Origin of the sequence: Duganella sp. P38, from assembly GCF_050859475.1 — a bacterium.
GTDB lineage: Bacteria > Pseudomonadota > Gammaproteobacteria > Burkholderiales > Burkholderiaceae_D > Rugamonas.
On sequence record NZ_CP193936.1, the window covers coordinates 2,476,029 to 2,491,644 of the forward strand.

The 15,616-nt window shown below is 63.1% G+C and carries 12 protein-coding genes and 1 pseudogene; 12 read left to right on the forward strand and 1 reads right to left on the reverse strand.

The window, feature by feature from the left end; genetic code table 11:
• Nucleotide 1: 1 nt before the first annotated feature.
• The 8 genes from ACRQ5J_RS11460 (at nucleotide 2) to ACRQ5J_RS11495 (ending at nucleotide 9,911) form a co-directional block, all read left to right on the forward strand.
• Complete coding sequence (locus ACRQ5J_RS11460; protein ID WP_432383380.1) at nucleotides 2-1,312, forward strand: DUF3472 domain-containing protein; 1,311 nt, start codon at nucleotides 2-4, stop codon at nucleotides 1,310-1,312.
• Between the two features lie 17 nt (nucleotides 1,313-1,329).
• On the forward strand, nucleotides 1,330-2,691 hold the full coding sequence (locus tag ACRQ5J_RS11465; protein ID WP_432383381.1) for a Gfo/Idh/MocA family protein: 1,362 nt from the start codon (nucleotides 1,330-1,332) through the stop codon (nucleotides 2,689-2,691).
• A 213-nt stretch (nucleotides 2,692-2,904) separates the two neighbouring features.
• Nucleotides 2,905-3,831, forward strand: a complete 927-nt coding sequence (locus ACRQ5J_RS11470) for a patatin-like phospholipase family protein (RefSeq protein WP_432383382.1) — start codon at nucleotides 2,905-2,907, stop codon at nucleotides 3,829-3,831.
• 15 nt (nucleotides 3,832-3,846) lie between these two features.
• Entirely contained in the window at nucleotides 3,847-4,257 is a 411-nt protein-coding gene (locus ACRQ5J_RS11475; RefSeq protein WP_432383384.1) for a GlcG/HbpS family heme-binding protein, read from the forward strand.
• A 217-nt stretch (nucleotides 4,258-4,474) separates the two neighbouring features.
• Complete coding sequence (carA, locus tag ACRQ5J_RS11480) at nucleotides 4,475-5,635, forward strand: glutamine-hydrolyzing carbamoyl-phosphate synthase small subunit (RefSeq protein WP_432383636.1); 1,161 nt, start codon at nucleotides 4,475-4,477, stop codon at nucleotides 5,633-5,635.
• Nucleotides 5,636-8,854 (forward strand): carbamoyl-phosphate synthase large subunit, encoded by a 3,219-nt coding sequence (gene carB / locus ACRQ5J_RS11485; protein WP_432383385.1) that lies wholly within the window; start codon nucleotides 5,636-5,638, stop codon nucleotides 8,852-8,854.
• Between the two features lie 101 nt (nucleotides 8,855-8,955).
• Nucleotides 8,956-9,432 carry a transcription elongation factor GreA gene (gene greA, locus ACRQ5J_RS11490; protein WP_432383387.1) on the forward strand — a complete coding sequence of 159 codons (477 nt, stop codon included), beginning with the start codon at nucleotides 8,956-8,958 and terminating at the stop codon, nucleotides 9,430-9,432.
• Entirely contained in the window at nucleotides 9,432-9,911 is a 480-nt protein-coding gene (locus tag ACRQ5J_RS11495; protein ID WP_432383388.1) for a DUF4149 domain-containing protein, read from the forward strand. The genes greA and ACRQ5J_RS11495 overlap by 1 nt, the downstream gene beginning before the upstream one ends.
• Before the next feature lie 83 nt (nucleotides 9,912-9,994).
• Here the strand turns inward: ACRQ5J_RS11495 and yhbY are convergent, their stop codons facing one another.
• A complete protein-coding gene (yhbY, locus tag ACRQ5J_RS11500) occupies nucleotides 9,995-10,462 on the reverse strand; it encodes a ribosome assembly RNA-binding protein YhbY (RefSeq protein ID WP_432383389.1) in 468 nt (155 codons plus the stop codon).
• A 43-nt stretch (nucleotides 10,463-10,505) separates the two neighbouring features.
• Between yhbY and ACRQ5J_RS11505 the strand changes: the two genes are divergently transcribed.
• From ACRQ5J_RS11505 to glmM, 4 genes and pseudogenes are all read left to right on the forward strand, one after another.
• Nucleotides 10,506-11,201: an RlmE family RNA methyltransferase gene (locus tag ACRQ5J_RS11505; protein WP_432383390.1), complete on the forward strand. Its 696-nt coding sequence runs from the start codon at nucleotides 10,506-10,508 to the stop codon at nucleotides 11,199-11,201.
• Between the two features lie 196 nt (nucleotides 11,202-11,397).
• Nucleotides 11,398-13,280: pseudogene (ftsH, locus tag ACRQ5J_RS11510) on the forward strand (ATP-dependent zinc metalloprotease FtsH).
• A gap of 67 nt (nucleotides 13,281-13,347) precedes the next feature.
• Complete coding sequence (gene folP / locus ACRQ5J_RS11515; RefSeq protein ID WP_432383392.1) at nucleotides 13,348-14,187, forward strand: dihydropteroate synthase; 840 nt, start codon at nucleotides 13,348-13,350, stop codon at nucleotides 14,185-14,187.
• Between the two features lie 24 nt (nucleotides 14,188-14,211).
• Nucleotides 14,212-15,561, forward strand: a complete 1,350-nt coding sequence (gene glmM, locus ACRQ5J_RS11520) for a phosphoglucosamine mutase (RefSeq protein WP_432383394.1) — start codon at nucleotides 14,212-14,214, stop codon at nucleotides 15,559-15,561.
• The last annotated feature ends 55 nt before the right edge of the window (nucleotides 15,562-15,616 follow it).

Genomic DNA, 15,616 nt, shown 5'->3' on the forward strand with positions numbered 1-15,616 from the left:
GATGAAACAACGACGCATGTTCTTGTATTCGGCAGCACTGTTCCTGGCCGGTTGCGGCGGCGACGGCGCCAGCACCGGTGCGCCGGTGGCGCAGACGCTGGCTGCCGCAGTCACCGTGGCGCCGGCCGCTGCGTCCACGTACACCGTGGCGCTGGCCGGCAACGCCTTCATCACCTCGGCCCCGGCCGGGGCGGGAGAGATCATCAACGAGAACGGCCTGGCCAACTGGAGCAGCGCCGGCGCCGTGACCAGCGCCTGGTTCCGCGTGGCCTCGGCCGGCGCCGTTACGCTGGGCCTCGATGCGCGCCTGGCGGGCAGCAGCAACAGCACCATCCGCGTGACGGTCAACGGCACGCCGTTCAACGTGGCGCTGGCCGGCGCCGCCACCAGGACCTATGCCGTCGGCACGGTCAACGTGGCGGCGCCGGGGTATGTGAAGGTGGACCTGCAAGGCATCAGCAAGGAAGGCGGCTATTTCGGCGACGTCTCGGCGCTGAAGGTCAGCACCGCGTCGGCCGTCAACTACGCCAGCGACGCCGCAAATTATTACTGGTCGCGCCGCGGACCGTCGGTCCACATGGGCTACACCACGCCGGCCAACACCGAGTACTTCTACAACGAGATGACCATCCCGGCAGGGCAGGACCCGATCGGTTCCTACTTCATGGCAAATGGCTTCAGCGGCGGCTACTTCGGCATCCAGGTCAAGTCGGCCAGCGAGCGCTGGGTGCTGTTCTCGGTGTGGGATGCGGAAAGCGGCGCCAAGACCACGCTGGTGAGCAAGGGTGCGGGCGTGGTGGACAACGGCTTTGGCGGCGAAGGTACGGGCGGCCAGGCCTACCTGGTGTACAACTGGATCGCGGGGAACACCTATCGCTTCATCACGCGGGCCAGGCCGGACGGCGCGGGCGGCACCAACTTCTCGGCCTGGTTCTATGCGCCGGAGACAGGCAACTGGCGCTACATCGCTACCTGGAAGCGTCCCGCGACCACCACCTACCTGACCGGGAATCACTCCTTCCTTGAGAATTTCATCGACACCAACGGCTATACTGGCCGCCGCGTCTTGTACGGCAAACAGTGGGCGCGCAATGCGAACGGAACCTGGTCCGAAGCGACCGCGGGCCGCCTCACCGGCGACGCCACCGTGACCAACGCGCAGCGCATGGATTATGCGGGCGGCCTCGATGGCGGCCGGTTCTATCTGCGCAACGGCGGCTTTTTCGCCGATTACGTGCCGGTCAATCAAAACTTTACCCGGCCGGCCACCGGCCAGCAACCGACGGTGGACGTGAACAGCCTGCCGCAGTAACTATAAGAAGGAGCAACATGAAATCTGTACTCAATCGACGTGACTTCATCGCGGCGGGCGCCGCGCTTGCCGGTAGCCTGGTGCTGCCGCCGGTGTTCGCGGCCACGCGCCAGAAGGTACGCATCGGCATGATCGGCACCGGCATGCGCGGCCAGGTGCTGCTGCAGGAACTGCTGCGCCGCGACGACGTTGAAGTGGCGGCGCTGTGCGACATCGAGCCTGTGATGCTGGGCAAGGCGCTGGCGCAGGTGGCGAAGTTCGACAAGCCCAAGCCGAAGACCTACGGCGAGGACCGCGACCCGCAGGCCTACAAGCGCATGCTGGACGCCGGCGCGCTGGATGGCGTGATTATCGCCACGCCGTGGGAGTGGCATGCGCCGATGGCCATCGCCGCCATGCAGGCGAAGATTCCGGTCGGCTGCGAGGTGGTCGCCGGCGTTACGCTGCAGGATCACTGGGATGTGCTGAACACCCAGCTGAAGACCAAAACGCCTTACATGCTGCTGGAGAACGTGTGCTTCCGCCGCGATGTGATGGCGGTGCTGCAGATGGTGCGCGCCGGCGTGTTCGGTGAGCTGGTGCATCTGCAGGGCGGCTACCAGCACGATCTGCGCGCGGTGAAGTTCAACAGCGGCGACCCGGCCAAGCCGTATGGCGGCGGCGTGGAGTACGGCGCCAAGGGCTGGTCGGAGGCGCGCTGGCGCACCGAGCACTCGGTGCAGCGCAACGGCGAGCTGTATCCCAGCCATGGCATCGGGCCGTGCGCGATGTACACCAACATCAATCGCGGCAACCGCTTCACGCGCATCAATGCGTTTGCCACCAAGGCGCGCGGGCTGCACGATTACATTGTCAAGCAGGGCGGGGCGAATCATCCGAGCGCGAAGACCACCTTCAAGCTGGGCGACGTGGTGACCACCACGCTGGCGTGCGAGAACGGCGAGACCATCATCCTGCAACACGACACGTCGCTGCCGCGCCCTTATTCGCTGGGCTTCCGTGTGCAGGGCACCGATGGGCTGTGGATGGATCTCAATCATTCGATCCATATCGAAGGCAAGAGCAAGCCGCACGAGTGGGATGACTTCAAGGCCTGGCAGGACAAGTATGACCATCCGCTGTGGCGCAAGTATGCGCAGAAGGCGGAGGGCGCGGGTCACGGCGGCATGGACTTTTTCGTGATCCATTCGTTCGTGGAGGCGCTGAAGGCCGAGGCGCCGATGCCGATCGATATCTACGATGCGGTGACGTGGAGCGCCATTACGCCGCTGTCCGAGCAGTCGATCGCGCAGAACTTCCAGACGCTGGATTTCCCGGACTTTACCGCCGGCGCGTGGAAAACCCGCAAGCCAATTTTTGCGTTTGACGACCGTTATTGAGGTCATTGCGGCGCGGGCAACGCCGCCCCCGCGCGAGCAACGTCATCGCCGCACGGGTAACGCCCCCCGCGCAAGCAACGTCATTCCCGCGCAGGCGGGAATCCATGCTGAGCAGGCGTTCCATGGACTCCCGCCTGCGCTGGAGTGACGAAGCGGGGCACGCGGGCGGCGCGGTGTACAATCTGGACGCTGAATCAGTTCACTTTAACGCCCATGACCTCACGCCGTCTTGCCCTTGCCAGTTTAGCCATCCTGTCCGCAGCCGCCATGGTCGGCTGCAAAACCACTCCCGTCATCGAAACGCCGCCGCTAGCGCCGGTGGTCGAACCGGCGCCGCTGCCGCCGAAGAAAATCAAGATCGGCCTGGCGCTGGGCGGCGGCGCCGCGCGCGGCTTCGCCCACATCGGCGTGATCAAGGCGCTGGAGGCGCAGGGTATTTACCCGGACATCGTGGTCGGCACCAGCGCCGGCAGCGTGGTCGGCGCGTTGTACGCGGCCGGCAATACCGGCTTCCAGTTGCAGAAACTGGCAATGGAGATGGACGAAGCCTCGATCTCCGACTGGGCGGTGCCGCTGTTCCGCAAAAATACCGGCGTGCTCAAGGGCGAAGCCCTGCAGTCCTACGTCAACAAGGCGGTCAACAACCTGCCGATGGAAAAACTGAAGATTCCGTTCGGCGCCGTGGCCACCGACCTCAAGGACGGCAAGCCGATCCTTTTCCAGCGTGGCAACACCGGCATGGCGGTGCGGGCCTCGTCGGCGGTGCCGGGCGTGTTCCAGCCGGTGGCGATCAGCGGCCACACCTATGTCGATGGCGGCCTGGTGGCGCCGGTGCCGGTGCGCTTCGCGCGCGACATGGGCGCCGACTTCGTTATCGCCGTCAATATCTCCACGCAAGCCGATGTGCAGGCCACGGTCAGCTCGCTCGATGTCATCATGCAGACCTTCTCCATCATGGGCCAGCGCATCAACGAATATGAGCTGCGCGACGCCGACATCGTCATCACGCCGCCGCTGGGCAAGATGGCCTCCAACGATTTCAACGGCCGCAACCAGGCGGTGCTGGCCGGCGAGCAGGCCGCCGCGCAGGTGATGGCGCAGATCAAACAGAAACTTGAAGCCAAGCGTAAACCTCAGTAGACCATAAGGATTAGCATGCAAACCAAGCCGTACCTGTCGCTCGCCGACGTCAAGAAAATCGCCGCTGCCGCCGAAGCCGAGGCTGTCGCCAACAACTGGCCGGTGGCCATCGCCATCGTCGATGATGGCGGCCACCTGTTGTGGCTGCAACGCCAGGACGGCGCCAGCCCGCTGTCGTCGCACATCGCGCCGGCCAAGGCGCGCGTTTCGGCGCTGGGCCGGCGCGAATCGAAGATTTACGAGGACATGATTAACAACGGCCGCGTTTCCTTCCTGAGCGCGCCGGCGCCGCAGACCGACGGCATGCTCGAAGGCGGCGTGCCGATCATTATTGACGGCCATATCATCGGCGCGGTTGGCGTTTCCGGCGTCAAATCGGCCGAAGATGCACAAATTGCAAAAGCCGGTATTGCAGCACTGAAGTAAAAAAGGCCGCCTGCGCAACGCCGGCGGCCTTGCCAGGCAGGGCGGATTTGGTTATAATTCAAAGGTTTAGCCAAATCATATCTCTACCGTAGCGACTACCACTCATCCATCATCAATCTGACTATCCCGCCCGTGGCGCGCACATCGCCTGGGTAGCTTGACGGTCGTCTGACGTGGCGCAGCTACGGTAACTTTATCAGGAGTTGCCCTTGCCGCCATTTTTTCTGGCCCCGCCGTTCCAGCCATACTGGCCCTCGCTGACGGAACCATTTTCAAAGGTTTTTCGATCGGCGCCGCCGGCCATACGACCGGTGAAGTGGTCTTCAACACTTCCATGACCGGCTACCAGGAGATCCTGACCGATCCTTCCTACAGCCGCCAGATCGTCACCCTGACGTATCCGCATATCGGCAACTACGGTATCAACACCGAAGACGTCGAGTCCACCAAAGTGCACGCCGCCGGTCTAATCATCCGTGACCTGCCGCTGATCGCTTCGAATTTCCGCTCGACCCAATCGCTGGCCGACTACCTGAAGGCCGAGAACATCGTCGCCATCGCCGGCATCGACACCCGCAAGCTGACCCGCATCCTGCGCGAGAAGGGCGCGCAGTCGGGCGCCATCGTCACCGGCACCCAGGGTAACGAGCCGTCGGTGTCGCAGGCGCTGGACCTGGCGCGCTCCTTCCCCGGCCTGGCCGGCATGGACCTGGCCAAGGTGGTCAGCGTCAAGGATAAATACGAATACACCGAAACCGAGTGGGCGCTGGGCGAAGGCTACGGCAAGCTGGTCGAAGCCGACCAGAAGTTCCACGTGGTCGCCTACGACTTCGGCGTGAAGAAAAACATCCTGCGCATGCTGACCGCGCGCGGTTGCAAGGTCACCGTCGTGCCGGCGCAGACCACCGCCGAGGAAGTGCTGGCGCTGAACCCGGACGGCGTGTTCCTGTCGAACGGTCCCGGCGACCCGGAGCCTTGCGATTACGCCATCGCCGCCGCCAAGGTGTTCATGGAGAAGAAGATTCCGCTGTTCGGTATCTGCCTCGGCCACCAGATCATGGGCCTGGCCTCGGGCGCGAAAACGCTGAAGATGAAGTTCGGCCACCACGGCGCCAACCACCCGGTGCAGGACCTGGACAGCAAGCATGTGATGATCACCTCGCAAAACCACGGTTTCGCGGTGGATCAGGCCACGCTGCCGGCCAACTGCCGCGTGACGCACGTGTCGCTGTTCGACGGTTCGCTGCAGGGCTTCGCCCGCACCGACACCCCGGCCTTCTGCTTCCAGGGCCACCCGGAAGCATCGCCTGGCCCGACTGACGTCGCTTACCTGTTTGACCGCTTCATCGGCCTGATGGAAGCTACGGAGAAAAAATAAATGCCAAAACGTTCTGATATTAAAAGCATCCTGATTATTGGCGCTGGCCCGATCATCATCGGCCAGGCCTGCGAATTCGACTACTCCGGCGCCCAGGCCTGCAAGGCCCTGCGCGAAGAAGGCTACAAGGTCATCCTGGTCAACAGCAACCCGGCGACCATCATGACCGACCCGGAGATGGCCGATGTCACCTACGTCGAGCCGATCACCTGGCAAGTCGTGGAAAAAATCATCGCCAAGGAGAAGCCGGACGCGATCCTGCCGACCATGGGCGGCCAGACGGCGCTGAACTGCGCGCTGGACCTGCACCGCAACGGCGTGCTGGATAAATACAAGGTTGAGCTGATCGGCGCCACGCCGGAAGCCATCGACAAGGCCGAGGACCGCGCCAAGTTCAAGGACGCGATGACCAAGATCGGCCTGGGTTCGGCACGCTCGGGCGTGGCGCACTCGATGGAAGAATCGTGGGCGGTGCAGCGCGAAGTGGGCTTCCCGACCATCATCCGTCCATCGTTCACCATGGGCGGCAGCGGCGGCGGCATCGCCTACAACGAAGAGGAATTCGAGGCGATCTGCAAACGCGGCCTGGAAGCCTCGCCAACCAACGAGCTGCTGATCGAAGAGTCGCTGCTGGGCTGGAAAGAGTACGAGATGGAAGTGGTGCGCGACAAGGCGGACAACTGCATCATCATCTGCTCGATCGAAAACCTGGACCCGATGGGCGTGCACACCGGCGACTCGATCACCGTGGCGCCGGCGCAAACGCTGACCGACAAGGAATACCAGATCATGCGCAACGCCTCGCTGGCGGTGCTGCGTGAAATCGGCGTCGACACCGGCGGCTCCAACGTGCAGTTCTCGATCAATCCGAAAGACGGCCGCATGATCGTCATCGAGATGAACCCGCGCGTCTCGCGTTCGTCGGCGCTGGCCTCGAAAGCCACCGGCTTCCCGATCGCCAAGGTGGCGGCCAAGCTGGCCGTCGGCTTCACGCTGGACGAGCTGCGCAACGAGATCACCGGCGGCGCCACCCCGGCCTCGTTCGAGCCGTCGATCGACTACGTCGTCACCAAGATCCCGCGCTTCACGTTCGAGAAGTTCCCGACCGCCGACCACCACCTGACCACGCAGATGAAATCCGTCGGCGAGGTGATGGCGATCGGCCGCACCTTCCAGGAATCGTTCCAGAAAGCGCTGCGCGGCCTGGAAGTGGGCGTCGATGGCCTGAACGAGAAAACCAAGGACCGCGAGAAGATCGAAGAGGAACTGGGCGCGCCGGGCCCGGAGCGCATCTGGTACGTGGGCGACGCGTTCGCGCAAGGCTTCACGCTGGAAGAAGTGCACCAGCTGACCAAGATCGATCCATGGTTCCTGATCCAGATTAAAGAAATCGTCGACCTGGAACTGTGGATGGACACGCAGAAGCTGGAACAGCTGGACAAGACCACGCTGTACAAGCTGAAACAGAAGGGCTTCTCGGACCGCCGCCTGGCCTTCCTGCTGCAAACCACGCCGGCCGAAGTGCGCAAATACCGTCATTCGCTGGACATCCGTCCGGTGTACAAGCGCGTCGACACCTGCGCGGCGGAATTCGCCACCAACACCGCCTACATGTACTCGACCTACGACGAGGAATGCGAGTCCAATCCGACCGACAAGAAGAAGATCATGGTGCTGGGCGGTGGCCCTAACCGTATCGGCCAGGGTATCGAATTCGACTACTGCTGCGTGCACGCCGCGCTGGCGATGCGCGAAGACGGCTACGAGACCATCATGGTCAACTGCAACCCCGAAACCGTGTCGACCGACTACGATACCTCCGACCGCCTGTACTTCGAATCGCTGACGCTGGAAGACGTGCTGGAAATCGTCGAACTGGAAAAACCGGTTGGCGTGATCGTGCAGTACGGCGGCCAGACGCCGCTGAAACTGGCGCTGGACCTGGAAGCCAACGGCGTGCCTATCGTCGGCACCTCGCCGGATATGATCGACGCCGCCGAAGACCGCGAGCGTTTCCAGAAGCTGCTGCAAGACCTGGGTCTGCGTCAGCCGCCTAACCGCACCGCGCGCACCGAAGCGGACGCGCTGGCGCTGGCACAGGAAATCGGCTACCCGCTGGTGGTGCGTCCTTCCTATGTGCTGGGCGGCCGCGCGATGGAAATCGTCCACGAGCAGCGCGACCTGGAACGCTATATGCGCGAAGCGGTCAAGGTGTCGAACGATTCGCCGGTGCTGCTGGACCGCTTCCTGAACGACGCCATCGAGTGCGACGTCGACTGCATCTCGGACGGCGACACCACCTTCATCGGCGGCGTGATGGAACACATCGAACAAGCTGGCGTCCACTCGGGCGACTCGGCCTGCTCGCTGCCGCCGTACTCGCTGGCGCAGGAAACCATCGATGAACTGAAGCGTCAGACCTCGCTGATGGCCAAGGGCCTGAACGTGGTCGGCCTGATGAACGTGCAGTTCGCGATCCAGAAGCAGGACGGCCAGGATGTGGTCTACGTGCTGGAAGTGAACCCGCGCGCCTCGCGCACCGTGCCCTACGTGTCGAAAGCGACCGGCCTGCAGCTGGCCAAGATCGCCGCGCGTTGCATGGTTGGCCAGAAGCTGGCGGAGCAGGGCATCACCACCGAAGTGGTGCCGCCTTACTACAGCGTCAAGGAAGCCGTATTCCCGTTCGTGAAATTCCCGGGCGTCGACACCATCCTCGGCCCCGAGATGAAATCGACCGGTGAAGTCATGGGCGTCGGCAAAACCTTCGGCGAAGCCTTCGTCAAGTCGCAGCTGGGCGCCGGCGTCAAGCTGCCGAAGTCGGGCAAGGTGTTCCTGTCGGTGAAGGCCTCGGACAAGCCGCGCGCCGTGAAAGTGGCGCGCGACCTGGTCGACATGGGCTTCACGCTGGCCGCCACCAAGGGCACGGCCGCGGTGATTGCCGCCGCCGGCCTGCCGGTAACGGCGGTCAACAAGGTGGTCGAGGGCCGTCCGCACATCGTCGACATGATCAAGAACCATGAAATCGTTCTGGTCATCAACACGGTGGAAGAGAAGCGCAACGCCATCGTCGACTCGCGCGCCATCCGCACCTCGTCGCTGGCCTCGCGCGTGACCACGTACACCACCATCGCTGGCGCCGAAGCGGCGGTCGAAGGCATCCGTCACCTCGACGAATTGCAAGTGTACGATTTACAAGGGCTGCATAAAACCTTACACTAAGCTTTAATAGGTTTAGGTAGTACCCGGACCACAGAGCTCGCGCAGGCAGTCAGGCGCGGCCTCTGTGGTTTTCCATTGTAATAACAGAGTAAATAGACAACATGACTTCAGTTCCACTTACCAAATTCGGCGCCGAGCTCCTGAAAGAAGAGCTGCACCAGTTGAAGACCAAAGAACGCCGTATCGTGATCGACGCGATTGCCGAAGCACGCTCGCATGGCGACCTGTCGGAAAACGCCGAGTACGATGCCGCCAAGGAGCGCCAGGCGTTCGTGGAAGGCCGCATCGCGGAACTCGAAGGCAAGCTGAGCGCGGCGCAGATCATCGATCCGACCCAGCTGGACGCCGAAGGCCGCGTGGTGTTTGCCGCCACCGTGGACCTGGAAGACCTGGAGTCCGGCGCCAAGGTCAGCTACCAGATCGTCGGCGTCGATGAGGCCGACCTGAAATTGAGCAAGGTATCGGTGACTTCGCCGATCGCCCGCGCGCTGATCGGCAAGTCGGCCGGCGACGTGGTGGAGGTGCAGGCCCCGTCCGGTCCGCGCGAATACGAAATCCTGGAAGTGCGCTACATCTGATGCTACTCGCCCGCACACGTTTGCTGGTTGCCACGTTGTGGGCCGGCAGTCTCTGGGCGGTGGGCTATCTGGCCGCGCCGACCCTGTTCGCCACGCTGAGCGACCGCGTGCTGGCCGGCACGCTGGCCGGCCAGCTGTTCAGCAACCAGGCCTGGCTGTCGATCGGCTGCGCGCTGGTGATGCTGGTGCTGCTGGGCGCGACCCAGACCAGCACCGGCGGCATTTTTGCCGGGCCCGCGGCCAATATGGCGGCCAAGTCGCGCCGGACCTTGTTGATTATCGTGGCGGTGATGCTGGTGTGTACGCTGGTGTCGCACTTCGGCTTGCAGCCGATGATGGCGTCGCTGCGCGCCGCGGCGGGGCCGGGCGGCGTGATGGAGGGCGCCGCGAAGAACGAATTCGGCATCCTGCACGGTATTTCCAGCACGATCTATCTGATCCAGAGCCTGCTGGCCGCGTGGCTGGTGGTGAAACAGTAAGCCAAGACGTCGCTCCCGCGCAGGCGGGAGCCCATGCCGAGCAAGCTGCCCATGGACTCCCGCCTGCGCGGGAGTGGCGGCGGTTAGCCCAGCACAGTCTTCTTGGTCGATTTCTGACGTGCCTTGGCGCGCTTGATGTTGCCGCCTTGGGTCACGCGTTCATTCCCCTTCAGCAGTACCTTGGTGACCGACGGACGCTTGGTGCCGCTGGCGCTGGCCTTGACGATGGTGACTTCGCGCATGCCCTTGCCGGCGGTGGCGCTGCGGGCCTTTTCCGTTTCCACCTTCGGACGGTACAGCACCAGCAGCTTGCCGATGTGCTGCACCGGCGCCGCTTTCAGCTGCTCGCAGATGGTTTCATATATGGCGATGCGCGCTTCGCGGTCATCGCCGAACACACGCACCTTGATCAGGCCGTGGGAATCGAGGCCGAGCGAGATTTCCTTGAGGACGTTGGCGGTCAGGCCGTCGGCGCCGATCAGGACGATAGGTTTCAGGCCATGGGCTTCGGCGCGCAGTGCGCTGCGCTCGACGGGTGTAAGTTTGATCATAAAATTCTTTTAGTAGGTTCCTTAAAGGCAGTATTCTACGCGAATGGCTAAGAACAAAATAAACAAAAACTGGATTCACGACCATATTAACGATCCTTACGTGAAAATGGCCCAGAAAGAGGGCTATCGCGCCCGCGCGGCTTTCAAGCTGAAAGAGATCGATGAGGACGAAAAGCTGATCAAGCCCGGCCAGGTCATCGTCGACCTCGGCTGCACGCCTGGCAGCTGGGCCCAGTACACCCGGCGCAAGCTGGCCGGCAAGGAGGGTGGCGGCGTGCATGGCACGCTGATCGGCCTCGACATCCTGCCGATGGCGCCGGTGGCCGACTTCCACTTCATCCAGGGCGATTTCCGCGAGGCGGAAGTGCTGCAACAGCTGGAGGCGGTGGTGCAGGGACAGAAAGTTGACCTGGTGTTATCGGACATGGCGCCCAATCTGTCCGGCATTCCGGATTCCGACGCGGCGCGCATGGAGCACCTGATCGACCTCGCCATTGAATTTTCGCAAGCCCACCTGAAGCCGGAAGGCGCGCTGCTGGTTAAATGTTTCAAAGACATGGGCTTTAACGACATCGTTCATAAATTCCGTGCGGAATTTAAAACAGTGATCCAGAAGAAACCGAAAGCCAGCCGCGACAAGTCGTCCGAGATCTTTCTGCTCGGCCGCGGCCTGAAAAACCCGACCGATGGCGGCATGGCGTCGGCCCAGCCTTTGGATTCTGATGGCTGGCGCCCTTGATATTTGCTGAACAACCCTTACATCGAACCCGGGAATGCCGTTTTTGCCTTGATTGCAGCCTGATTTAGGTCAAATAATGTGTTTTTCCGCCGGTTTTTGACCGGCGCACGGCAGGTTTCTGGCAAGGCCTGCTTATTGCGAGTAAAATCGAATTTCAGCCAGGTTTATCGATGCGCCTCGCATCCAAGGAGTTTTCGTGAATAACATGTTTTCCAAATCAGCCATCTGGGTAGTCGTGGTACTGCTCCTGCTTATGCTGTACAAGCAGTTTGATAGCCATGGCGTAACCGGCGGGGCGAAACCTATCGCTTATTCCGATTTGCTGGATGACGTCAAGGCCAAGCGCATCAAGGATGTCGTGATTGAAGGCGGCAACATCACCGCCACCCGCAGCGACGACACCAAGGTCCGCACCACCGCCACCATGCTGGACCGCGGCCTGATCGGCGACCTGCGCGACAACGGCATCCGTTTCGACGTCAAACCGCCTGAGGAGCCATCGTTCCTGTCGCAGGTGTTCGTCTCCTGGTTCCCGATGCTGCTGCTGATCGGCGTGTGGATCTTCTTCATGCGCCAGATGCAGGGCGGCGGCAAGGGCGGCGCGTTCTCCTTCGGCAAGTCGAAGGCGCGCATGATGGATGAAACCAATAACACCGTCACCCTGGGCGATGTGGCCGGCTGCGACGAAGCCAAGGAAGAAGTCGCCGAGATCGTCGACTTCCTGAAGGACCCGAGCAAGTTCCAGAAACTGGGCGGCCGCATTCCGCGCGGCGTGCTGATGGTTGGTCCTCCGGGCACCGGTAAAACCCTGCTGGCGCGCGCCATCGCCGGCGAAGCCAAGGTGCCGTTCTTCTCGATTTCCGGTTCGGACTTCGTGGAAATGTTCGTCGGCGTCGGCGCCTCCCGCGTGCGCGACATGTTCGAGAACGCCAAGAAGCATTCGCCGTGCATCATCTTCATCGACGAGATCGACGCGGTCGGCCGTCACCGTGGCGCCGGCATGGGCGGCGGCAACGACGAACGCGAACAGACGCTGAACCAGCTGCTGGTGGAAATGGACGGCTTTGAAGCGCAGTCCGGCGTGATCGTGATCGCCGCCACCAACCGCGCGGACGTGCTGGACAAGGCGCTGCTGCGTCCGGGCCGTTTCGACCGCCAGGTCAACGTCGGCCTGCCGGACATCCGCGGCCGCGAACAGATCCTCAACGTGCACATGCGCAAAGTGCCGATCGGCACCGACGTCAAGGCCGACGTGCTGGCGCGCGGCACCCAGGCTTCTCGGGCGCCGACCTGGCCAACCTGGTCAATGAGGCCGCGCTGTTTGCCGCGCGCCGCTCCAAGCGCCTGGTCGACATGGCCGACTTCGAGGACGCCAAGGACAAGATCTACATGGGTCCTGAGCGTAAATCGATGGTCATCCGCGAGGAAGAACGCCGCAACACCGCGTACCACGAGTCCGGCCACGCGGTGGTGGCCAAGCTGCTGCCAAAGGCCGATCCGGTCCACAAAGTGACCATCATGCCGCGCGGCTGGGCGCTGGGCCTGACCTGGCAGTTGCCTGAGCACGACAATATCTCGGGCTACAAGGACAAGATGCTGGAAGAGATTTCCATCCTGTTCGGTGGCCGTATCGCCGAGGAAATCTTCGTCGGCCAGATGTCGACCGGCGCCTCCAACGACTTCTCGCGCGCCACCAAGCTGGCCCGCTCGATGGTCACCAAGTTCGGCATGTCGGACGCGCTGGGCGTGATGGTGTACGAGGACAGCCAGAACGACGGCTTCCTCGGCGGCAGCAACAAGACCATCTCGGAAGCGACGCAGCAGAAGGTTGACGCGGAAATCCGCAACATCCTCGACCAGCAGTACGCGCTGGCCCGCAAGCTGCTGGAAGACAACCGCGAGAAAGTGGAAGTCATGACCAAGGCGCTGCTGGAATGGGAAACCATCGACGCGGACCAGATCAACGACATCATGGCCGGCCTGGACCCACGTCCGCCGAAAGCCGGCGTGTCGATCCGCAAGCAGCCTCCGGGCGACGGCGGCAGCGGCGTATCGCCGAGCGTGACCGCACCGGCCTAAGCGCTGGCGGCAGGCATCAACTACAAGGGTGAGGAGCGATCCTCGCCCTTTTTCATTCCAGTTTCACATGCAATCTACCTTACAGTTTGGCCGTTTTAATTTCCCGTGGCGGGGGCAGGGCGTGCGTGCGCGCGTGATGGGTATTCTCAACGTGACGCCCGATTCGTTTTCGGACGGCGGCCAGCACCACGCGCTGGAGTTTGCGCTGGAGCACGCCGAGCAAATGATCGAGGACGGCGTCGACATCATCGACATCGGCGGCGAATCGACCCGGCCCGGCGCGCCGCCGGTGTCGCTGGAAGACGAGCTGCAACGCGTGATGCCGGTGCTGTACGCACTGCGCGACCTCGGCCCGGCCGTCTCGGTCGACACCTACAAGCCGCAGGTGATGCGCGAAGCCATCATCGCCGGCGCCGACATGATCAACGACATCAACGGTTTCCGCGCGCCCGGCGCCATCGAGGCGGTGCGCGACAGCGATTGCGCGTTGTGCATTATGCACATGCAGAGCGATCCACAACACATGCAGCTGGCGCCGTCGTACACTGATGTTGTTGAAGAGGTAATCACTTTCCTGCGCGCACGCGCCGAGGCGCTGCTGGCCGCCGGAATTGATCCGCGTCGACTGTGCATCGATCCCGGTTTTGGGTTTGGCAAGACGGTGGAGCATAATTACGCCTTGCTGAAAGCCACCGCTCGCCTGATCGATGAACTGAAGCTGCCGCTGCTGGCCGGGCTGTCGCGCAAATCGATGGTGGGCGCGGTGACCGGCAAGCCGGTCGAGCAACGCATGGCCGGCAGTGTCGGCGGCGCGTTGGCGGCGGTGGCGCAAGGCGCGCTGATCGTGCGCGTGCACGACGTCGCCGAAACGGTCGATGCCCTGAAGGTATTTCAGGCCGGCCAGTAACAATAACGATAAAGAGCACAAATAATGACACGTAAATATTTTGGCACCGATGGCATCCGCGGCCTGGTTGGCGAAGCCCCCATCACCCCCGACTTCGTCATGCGCCTCGGCTACGCCGCCGGCAAGGTACTGGCCAGCAAGCGCACCGGCAGCGGCCGTCCGACCGTGCTGATCGGCAAAGACACGCGCATCTCCGGCTACATGCTGGAAGCCGCGCTGGAGGCCGGCTTCTCGGCCGCCGGCGTCGACGTCATGCTGGCCGGCCCGATGCCGACGCCGGCCATCGCCTACCTGACGCGCGCGCTGCGCCTGTCGGCCGGCGTGGTCATCTCGGCTTCGCACAACCCGTTCCAGGACAACGGCATCAAGTTCTTCTCGGCGCAGGGCGCCAAGCTGCCGGACGCGGTCGAACTGGACATCGAAGCCGAGCTGGACCAGCCGATGCACTGCGTGCCGTCGGAAAAACTGGGCCGCGCCAAGCGCCTGGACGACGCCCAGGGCCGCTATATCGAATTCTGCAAGAGCACCTTCCCGAACGAGCTGGACCTGCGCGGCCTGAAAGTGGTGGTCGACACCGCCCATGGCGCCGCCTACAACATCGCGCCGCACGTGTTCCACGAGCTGGGCGCGGAAGTCATCGCCATCGGTAACAAGCCGGACGGCTTCAACATCAACCTCGACCACGGCGCCACCGCGCCGAAAGCCATGGCCGCCGCCGTGCAGGCCCACGGCGCCGACCTCGGCATCGCGCTGGACGGCGACGCTGACCGCCTCATCATGTGCGACGCCAACGGTCGCCTCTACAACGGCGACGAACTGCTGTACCTGATGGTCATGGACCGCTTGGCCACCGGCCCTGTGGCCGGCGCGGTCGGCACGCTGATGACCAATATGGCGGTCGAAGTGGCGTTGAAACAGAAGGGCATCGGCTTCGCCCGCGCCAAGGTCGGCGACCGCTACGTGCTGGAAGTGATGCAGGAGAAGGGCTGGATACTCGGCGGCGAAGGCTCGGGCCACCTGCTGGCGCTGGACAAGCACACCACCGGCGACGGCATCATCTCCGCGCTGCAAGTGTTGTCGGCATTGAAGCGCGCCGGCAAGTCGCTGGAGGAATGCTGTGCCGAGCTGACCATCTTCCCGCAAACGCTGATCAACGTGCGCGTGCCGGCCGGCTTCGACTGGACCAAAAACGCCGCCATGGTGGCCGAGAAGGGGCGGGTCGAGGCCGAATTGGGCGACAGCGGCCGGGTGCTGATCCGCGCATCAGGCACCGAACCGCTGATCCGCGTCATGGTCGAAGCGCGCGATGCCGACGCCGCCCAGTCGATGGCGCGCCGTATCGCCGACAAGGTGGACGGCCAGCTGGCTGCCTAATGTTTTAGCACTGAAATATAAATCATGTGCTTTGATTGACGCGCGGGGCGAGTGC